This is a genomic window from Pedobacter sp. 01T416_2, from assembly GCF_056398925.1.
Genome location: NZ_JBFTQI010000178.1, coordinates 1 through 8,713 on the forward strand (window position 1 = coordinate 1; position 8,713 = coordinate 8,713).

At 40.7% G+C, this 8,713-nt stretch carries 5 protein-coding genes; 4 read left to right on the plus strand and 1 reads right to left on the minus strand.

The features are described 5' to 3' along the window. Nucleotides 1–55: 55 nt before the first annotated feature. The 4 genes from AC1DPQ_RS09800 (at nt 56) to AC1DPQ_RS09815 (ending at nt 8,342) form a co-directional block, all read left to right on the plus strand. Entirely contained in the window at nt 56–3,139 is a 3,084-nt protein-coding gene (locus tag AC1DPQ_RS09800) for a SusC/RagA family TonB-linked outer membrane protein (RefSeq protein ID WP_477609043.1), read from the plus strand. Between the two features lie 11 nt (nt 3,140–3,150). After that, the gene (locus AC1DPQ_RS09805) at nt 3,151–4,806 is read left to right on the plus strand and encodes a RagB/SusD family nutrient uptake outer membrane protein (RefSeq protein ID WP_477584709.1); all 1,656 of its coding nucleotides are present in this window, start codon (nt 3,151–3,153) and stop codon (nt 4,804–4,806) included. A 136-nt stretch (nt 4,807–4,942) separates the two neighbouring features. After that, nucleotides 4,943–6,961 carry a glucosidase family protein gene (locus AC1DPQ_RS09810; protein WP_477609045.1) on the plus strand — a complete coding sequence of 673 codons (2,019 nt, stop codon included), beginning with the start codon at nt 4,943–4,945 and terminating at the stop codon, nt 6,959–6,961. A gap of 4 nt (nt 6,962–6,965) precedes the next feature. Next, nucleotides 6,966–8,342: a trehalase family glycosidase gene (locus AC1DPQ_RS09815; protein ID WP_477584711.1), complete on the plus strand. Its 1,377-nt coding sequence runs from the start codon at nt 6,966–6,968 to the stop codon at nt 8,340–8,342. 154 nt (nt 8,343–8,496) lie between these two features. Here the strand turns inward: AC1DPQ_RS09815 and AC1DPQ_RS09820 are convergent, their stop codons facing one another. Next, the gene (locus AC1DPQ_RS09820) at nt 8,497–8,688 is read right to left on the minus strand and encodes a hypothetical protein (protein WP_477609047.1); all 192 of its coding nucleotides are present in this window, start codon (nt 8,686–8,688) and stop codon (nt 8,497–8,499) included. Nucleotides 8,689–8,713 lie beyond the last annotated feature (25 nt).

An 8,713-nucleotide genomic window follows, 5' to 3' on the forward strand; every position in this document is an offset into this window, starting at 1 on the left:
GAATAGACTAGATTAACTAGATTATCTTTTTATTTTCAACCAAAATAAACCAAATATGAACTTAAAACTTACTTTTCAAAAGTTAGGCTATCCCGATCTGCTCTGGAAAAAGCTTATTTTATTACTGCTCTTTTTTGCTGTTTGTGTCCCCTCGTTTGCCCAGCAAATGATTTCGGGCAGGGTAACAGACAATGGACTAGGATTGCCAGGCGCTTCGGTTAGGGTAAAGGGAACCCAAAAAGGCACAAAAACAGATCCTGATGGAAGATTTAAACTAAGCGTTCCGGCTAATGCCATTTTAATATTTAGTTATGTGGGTTATACCGATCAGGAAATTGCTATAGGTGATAAAACCAACATTGATGTACAGCTGGCAGAAACATCAGGCTCAGGCTTAAATGATGTAGTAGTGGTAGGTTATGGTACGAAGAAGCGGGCAAATTTAACGGGTGCAGTTGCCACAATCAGTGGAGCTGAACTGGCAAAATCTCCTTCAACCAACCTTACCAATTCTATTGCTGGTCAGGTTCCGGGCCTTATTGTAAATACCAGAAGTGGTGAGCCGGGTAATGATAATGCTGATGTGTTTGTTCGCGGTAAAAGTACTTTAGGGAGCACGGGTGCCCTGGTCGTAATTGATGGGATTCCAGACAGATCAGGCGGCTTTGCCAGGTTGAATCCAGCTGATATCGAATCTTTTACGGTGATCAAAGATGCAAGTGCTGCAATTTATGGTGCACGATCGGCAAATGGCGTTATCCTCATTACCACAAAAAGAGGTAAATCTGGTCGGCCAGTATTTTCGATTGGTACCAACTGGGCTACAACACAGCCTACGCGTGTACCAGAAATGCTGAGCGCCTACCAATATGCACGGGCTACGAATGAATACGATGCTTTAGTTGGTCAGCAATTAACTTGGAAAGCAGAGGATATTGAAAAATTCCGTAGCGGATCTGACCCGCTCGCGTATCCAAGCAGCAACTGGTGGGATGCGGTAATGAAAAAACGTGCATTACAACAAAACCACATTCTTTCGCTTAGCGGCGGAACGGATAAAGTGAGTTATTTCTTTTCAGGTCAGCACCAGAAACAAGATGGTATCTATAAACGCGATGCCGCTTATTATACACAAGACCAGGCGAGGGCAAATGTAGATGTGAATGTGACCGATAATTTTAAAATGGGTGTAGATGTGAGTTATCGCAACGAATTCCGCAATGCAGCCAAACGTGGCTATGATGCTGGTGGAATTTTTAGAGAGTTGTGGCTAGCCTATCCTTACCTTACCCCAATATATAACAATGATCTTGTTGGTGTGGGTATTGGAGGCGGTCCGGATAACAGTATGGTTTACATTACTTCTGGAGAGGCCGGATACCAAAAATTCACCACTGATTATTTGCAAACTAAGGCATCTTTTAGCTGGAAGCTGGATAAGGTGACCAAGGGACTTTTCGTGGATGGATATTATGCGTTTGACAAGACCATATCGAAAACAAAATCGTTTACCAAAACACCACCTCCGGCATACCGCTATAATCCTGCAACAAAGGGATACACCCAGGTGGTTTCTTCGATTACGCCATCGCTATTTGAGCAACGCGGCGATATTAATCAAGGTTTATTAAATTTAAAACTAGGTTATTCAAAAACAATCAGCGATCATACTTTTGATGCTTTTGTTGCTTTCGAAAGCTTTAAAGGCAATACTGATATCATTAATGCCAACAGGTCAAATTTTCTCAGCAATAGTTTAGATCAGCTTTTTGCAGGAAGCCTTATCGGTCAACAGAACAATTCGAGTGCTGCAAAGGCCGCACGAGTGAATTACATCAGCCGGTTTTCTTACAATTATAAAGGTAAGTACCTGTTAGATTATACCATGCGTTACGATGGCTCTCAGAATTTTCCACAAGGAAAACGTTATGGTTTTTTCCCAGGAGTATCAGGAGGGTGGCGTATTTCGCAGGAAGATTTCTTCAAATCGGATGTGATCAACGAGCTGAAATTGAGGGCATCATGGGGTAAGACTGGTAATGATGCCGTTTCTGCCTTTAACTATTTGCAAACCTATTTGCTTGGTAGCGGCTATGGCTATTCTTTGGGTTCTGGCGCTTCRCAGGTTTCTTCGCTGGTATTAGGGCCAACCCCAAATCCGAACATTACTTGGGAGCTGGCCAATACTACCGATATTGGTTTAGAAACACAGTTTTTTAAAGGAAAGTTAGGTGTTAATATCGATGTATTCAGATCGCTGCGCTCTAATATTCTAATCACCAGAAGTGAATCTGTTCCAGGATACACAGGTTTAACGCTGCCGAGTGAAAACCTCGGGAAAGTATTAAACCGTGGAATAGAAATGGAGGTTTTATACCACAACACCATTGGTGATTCTTTTAAATACAACGTTAGGGGTAATATCACTTTCGCAAGGAATAAGGTCATCTTTATGGATGAAGCCGCGAATATTCCGGATTATCAACGCAAAACCAACATCCCGATTGATTCGTGGTTCCTGTACCAGAGTGATGGTATTTATCAAAATCAACAGGAAATTAACAATACGCCGCATCCGGCAGGTACGGGGGTAGGCGATATCAGATATAAAGATATAAACAATGATGGTGCAATTAATGATTTGGATAAAGTGAGAACACCACTTACCCGTACACCAGAGATTATGTTTGGTACTTCTTTTGGCGCAAGCTGGAAAAACATAGATTTTACGGTTTTCTTTCAGGGACAGGCAAGGGCCAAATCTTACCTGGCGCCAGCGGGTTTAAATATGGTTCAGGAATTTTTTGAAGAAAGATGGCAAAACCCAGGCGATAATAAATATCCAAGAAATTTTAGCGGCCCAACAGGCAGAACATTCGGCGTAAATACCCTTGAATCGGATCTTTGGTTGCGGAATGCGGCTTTTGTAAGGTTAAAGAACATGGAGCTGGGTTATACCTTTTCAAAAACATTGATTGAAAAGATAAAAATGCAAAATGTAAGACTTTATATCAGCGGAACAAACTTATTTTCTATCGATCGCTTCGGGCCATCGTTCGATCCAGAAACCCCAAGTAATTCAGGGCAGTATTATCCACAACAGCGTGTGATCAATGTTGGCGCAAACATTACCTTCTAAAAAAGTATATCATGAAATTGAACATCAATAATTTAAAAATAAACAGCACAGTTTTACTCATCTGTACACTGCTGCTAATCGGAGGATGTAAAAAGGCGCTCGAGCTGCAGCCTTTAAACGCTTACTCAGAAAAGGATGTATGGACCGATCCAAAACTGGTTCAGGTTTTTGTAAACAGTATTTACGATCAAACGGTGCTCGCTTACCAGGACGGTGGACTAGGCTGGGGCGCGCAAACCGATGAGCTTTATGGAAACTTTAACTGGACAAATGAAAACCTGTATGTACGGGGTGAGGCCACGCCTGATAACCAAAGTTCAGAATCGCTGAACCATTGGAACAAAATGTATGCTTCTATCCGCTACAGTAATATATTCTTCACAAATATTGATCAGGTAACAGCAGGAGGCGATGCGGTTAAAACGATGAAAGGTGAGGTACACTTTTTACGCGCTTTGGCTTATTTCGAACTGCTAAAAAGGTTTGGTGGCGTACCGCTTATTGTTAAGGTTTACGATGTGAACGACAAAAGCTTTAACGAGAAAAGAGCCACATGGACCGAAACTAAGGATTTTATACTTGCCGAGATAACGGAGGCTTTGAAAACCYTGCCAACAGTTTATACAGGTGCTAATGATAAAGGCCGCGCTACTGCAGGAGCAGCTTTGGCCTTAAAATCGAGACTTTTACTGTATGCTGCGAGCCCTTACTTTAATAAAAGCAACGATAAGAAGCTTTGGGAAGATGCAAAACTGGCAGCCAAGGCTGTAATTGATTTTGCTACACCTAAATACGCTTTATACGGCAATGCGGCCAATGGCACCTATAACAAAACTTATCTCGATTTTTTTAATTCAGAAATTATTTTTTCGAGAGTATACAGCGGCTTGGTAAGAGCAGATCGTTATAATACCGTGAGCAGAGATTTGAGCCCAAATGGTTATAATGGTTATAGCGCTTACAATGTTGTTCAACAAATGGTTGATGATTTTGAAATGGCCGATGGTACAAAATTTAGCTGGAGCAATCCTGTACAGGCAAAAGATCCGTATCTGAACAGAGAACCAAGATTTTATGCGACAATTTTGGCTAATAATCAGCAGTTTAAAGGACGTTTAACCAGCTTTTTTGAAGGTGGTGATGACTCTCCCCAAAGTCCTTATTCTCCGTGGAATGCGTCAAAAACGAGATATTGCGTGAAAAAAATGGTAAATGAGGCTTTCGATTGGAACGTTCAGGATTACGATGCCAGCCAGTGGGTGGTTTTCAGGTTATCGGAAATCTATTTGAATTATGCCGAAGCCTGTGCTGCACTTGGAGAAGACGGAGAGGCCCTAAATTACCTGAATAAAATAAGAACTGAAAAAGCGGGTATGCCAGCCGTAAGTGGGTCTGGAGCGTTACTAATGGATCAGATAAGACATGAACGCAGGATAGAACTTTGCTTTGAAGGACACCGTTATTTTGATATCAGGAGATGGGGAATAGCAGAAACAGGTTCAGAAGATGCAAAAGGTGTAACGATTACCAAACAGGCAAACGGTACTTTTACCTATGCATTAATGACCGTTCAGGAGCGTACCTGGGTACCAAGTTTTTATTTTTACCCAATCCCGAGAAGCGAAATACAAAAGAACCCTGCCATTGTGCAAAACCCAAATTATTAATTAAAATGCTATTTTTAATGAAGGTTGTCTCATAAATGTAAAATTTGTCATCCTGAGCTTGTCGAAGGACTTTGTCGAAAGATTATAAGGCGTTTCGACAGGCTCAACGTGACAGATTTGAAGAAAAATCGTATTTATGAACAAGCCTCTTCATTTTTTTCTTTTTGATATGAAATCTTTCCCAATAAAATGTATACCGTTCATCTTAATTTTGTTGCATTGTTTTGATGTAAACGCTCAGGATTTACGTTGGCACCTGCAAAAGAACGGGGGCATCGAATGGACTGTTAAAAAAAACACCAAACATACCGATCAGATAGAAATGAGCGGGAAACAAATTTCCGCAATAATTACCTATGGTGTAAACGATAAAAATAATCTGGTTTTAAAAAGAAAACTCGTATTCCCGATGCTGCGGATTATTCCAAACGATACCCGTGGAAGCCTGATTAAAGATTTTGATCAGCTAATACCTCCGGTTATGATCGACGGAATAGCTTTGAATGAACAACCTATGGCTTTTTCTATCAATGGCTCGGTAAAGATCAGGTCTGAAATAGGAAATGTGAACATAATACGCGAGCTACTCCCATCAACCGATAAACCAGCATTTATTGAACACACGGTATTTAAAAATAATGGATTGAAACCAGTCGAAATTGTTGTTCCGGAGTTTGATCAAACAGATAGTACCGCACGCAGTAAAGGCGTTTATGGTACTTACCTGCTCAATACAAAGATATTTGGGACCGGTAAGTTTATTTTAAAAGCAGGGGAAGAGCAAACCTATGCAATTGTTTATTCGGCACGGAAAACCGCCGACCAGCCTTATACTTTTTCTTCAGTATACGAATCGTTAAAACGAAGGAATTTTGTAAGCGAAATTACGCAGCAACTGGTACTGAAAACGCCAAATGATACCCTGAATCAGATGTTTGCTTTTGCTAAAATCAGGGCTTCTGAAAGTATTTTTGATACGAAAAATGGTTTAATGCATGGTCCCGGTGGTGGATCTTATTACGCTGCAATATGGGCAAATGACCAGGCAGAATACATGGACCCGTTTTTCCCTTTTTTGGGCAATACTGCAGGGAATGAAAGTGCTAAAAATAGTTTCCGCCTGTTTGCCAAATACATGAATCCCGAATACAAACCGATTCCTAGTTCGATTATAGCAGAAGGAACTGATAAATGGAATGGAGCAGGCGATCGCGGTGATATGGCTATGATTGCTTATGGTGCATCGAGGTTTGCACTGGCTTATGCAGATACAGCCGAGGCCCGACAATTGTGGCCACTGATAACATGGTGCCTGGAATTTTCAAGAAGGAAAAAAAGTGCAGACGGGGTAATTGCTTCCGATTCGGATGAGCTGGAAGGAAGGTTTCCGGCTGGTAAAATTAACCTATCAACCAATACGCTAGTTTACGGCGCATTGATCAGTGCTGCAGATCTGTCAGCAAGTCTTGGTGATAAAATAACTTCAACAAATTTGCTTAAAGAAGCATCTGTACTAAAAATAGCAATAGAGAAATATTTTGGGGCAAAGGTACAGGGATTCGATACTTACCGTTACTACGAGGGAAATGATAAGCTTAGATCATGGATAGGAATGCCACTGGTAATGGGGATTTACGGTAGAAAAGAGCAGACTGCCAAGGCGCTTTTGTCTGATTACCTGTGGACAAAGGACGGGATGTTGAGCGAATCAGGATCAAAAGTATTCTGGGACCGTTCGCTTTTGTACGCTGTGCGTGGCTTGTTCAATGCAGGTATGACCGATACCACCATGAAATACCTGAAATACTATACTGCCAAACGTTTGCTGGGCGAACATGTGCCTTATGCYGTTGAAGCCTGGCCAGAAGGAGATCAGCGCCATCTTTCGGCTGAGAGTGGATTATATTGTCGTGCCATAACCGAAGGATTGTTTGGGATACAACCTACTGGTTTTAAATCATTCCGGTTGTGCCCTTATCTTCCTGCAGGCTGGAAACAAATGTCGCTTAAACACATAAGAGCATTTAATAGCGATTTTGATATTACTGTTTTCAAGATTGGAGGAAAGATCAAAATTTTGGTAGAACAGGAAAGTGGCAAAAAACAAGAAATCAACTGGGACGGAAAACAGACTGTAGAAATTAACTTATATTAAACAAATGAAAAGAATCCTTTTTGTAAACATTTTTATTTGCCTATGCTGCGGCGTTTATGCCCAGGGCGGAGTAACTTTCAAATCAACCGATGCCGCTTTGCAAACCGCATTTGTTAGGGCCAAAGAAATGGCATTAAGTTATAAAGGCAAGACTTCTGATCCGGTTGGCCCTTGGTACGAATCTGCTTTACCGCCAAGATCGGCATTCTGTATGCGCGATGTAGCCCACCAGAGCATTGGTGGCGAGATATTAGGCTTGAATAAGGAAAATAAAAATATGTTCAGGCTATTTGTTAACAATATATCCGAATCTAAAGACTGGTGTTCTTATTGGGAAATTAACCATTTAGGTAAACCCGCTAAAGAAGATTATCGCAATGATACAGCATTTTGGTATAACCTGAATGCAAATTTTGATGTGCTTAATGCCAGTTGGAAATTATATTTATGGACAGGCGACCTTGAATATATCAACGGCTCAGGTTTTAAAAACTTTCACGAAAAATCAGTAACCGAATATATTAACCGTTGGGTGTTGCAGGCCGATTCTTTGCTGAAAAGGCCAACGCATCCAAATGCTCCTGTGCCTTTCAATAATAATGATTCTTTTCATCGGTGCCGTGGTTTACCTTCTTATTCGGAGGGGGTACCCAATATTAAAATGGGGGTAGACCTTGTTGGTGCAATCTATAGGGGTTTAATGTCGTATGCAGCAATGCTCGACCTAAAAGGGCAGCACAATAAAGCAAAACAGTTTAAAGAAAAGGCTGAAGCTTATCAGAAAAGTATCGATGCTTTGTGGTGGAACGACAGCGCTTCGCAATACCATACTTTTTATTCGAACGACCATAAATTCGGTATGGATGAAGGGGAAACTTTTTTACTTTGGTTCGATGCCTTAAAAGCTGGTGAACGCAAAGAAAAAACCATTCAACATCTATTATCGAAAAACTGGAATGTAGAAAACCTGTCGTATTTTCCCTTAATTATGTACCAGAACGGGCAATCAGAAAAAGCCTACGGTTATTTGTTGCACTTAACCGATCCTGCAACAGCCAGGAGGGAGTACCCTGAAGTTTCTTTCGGTGTTATTAAAGGTTTTACAGAAGGATTAATGGGAATAGAAGCCGATGCACGGTTTGATCAGATCACAACATTGTACCGTGGTAAAAAAACAACAAGTTCCGAATTAAAAGATTTACCTGTATTAATGACTTCCATTACAGTAAAACATGATGGTAATATTGCTACAACGCTAACCAATAATGGCCAAAAGAAAATTCTCTGGCAGCCTAAATTTTTAGATGATAAGGGAAAAACCATTGTGAAGAAAGCAGTTTGGGTAAAACCAGGAAGCTCAGTTAAATTTAAAAGAGCCTAACTACATCTAGCTTTTTTCATCGTAAGTTTATTTTATTTTTTTAATGGCGTAGGGCAATGTGATTAAGTTAAGTACTATGCCGTTGTCAGTCTGAGCTTGTCGAAGACCTTTCTATGGTCGAAAACGAAAAAACATTGTCATCCTGAGGGATAATTTATCTTATAAAAATCAATATGAGTGACGTATAATTGTTTCTTTTCGATACACCAAGGGCTTGCCTCAGCTCGCCGCCGCCGAAGGGCTCTTTCTTTTTGGCATCAAAAAGACCAGCATAGCTAGCTTGAATGCCGTTGAAAACATAAAGGCCTATGAAAAAACAAAAAATGCCGGCTGAAAATTTATTCATTTTGTATTATAGTTTTCAGCTGCAT

Bases quoted from the DNA above. Each gene is read 5' to 3' on its own strand.
- AC1DPQ_RS09815 (WP_477584711.1), top strand. From the start codon at position 6,966: ATGAAAAGAATCCTTTTTGTAAACATTTTTATTTGCCTATGCTGCGGC.
- AC1DPQ_RS09820 (WP_477609047.1), bottom strand. From the start codon at position 8,688: ATGAATAAATTTTCAGCCGGCATTTTTTGTTTTTTCATAGGCCTTTAT.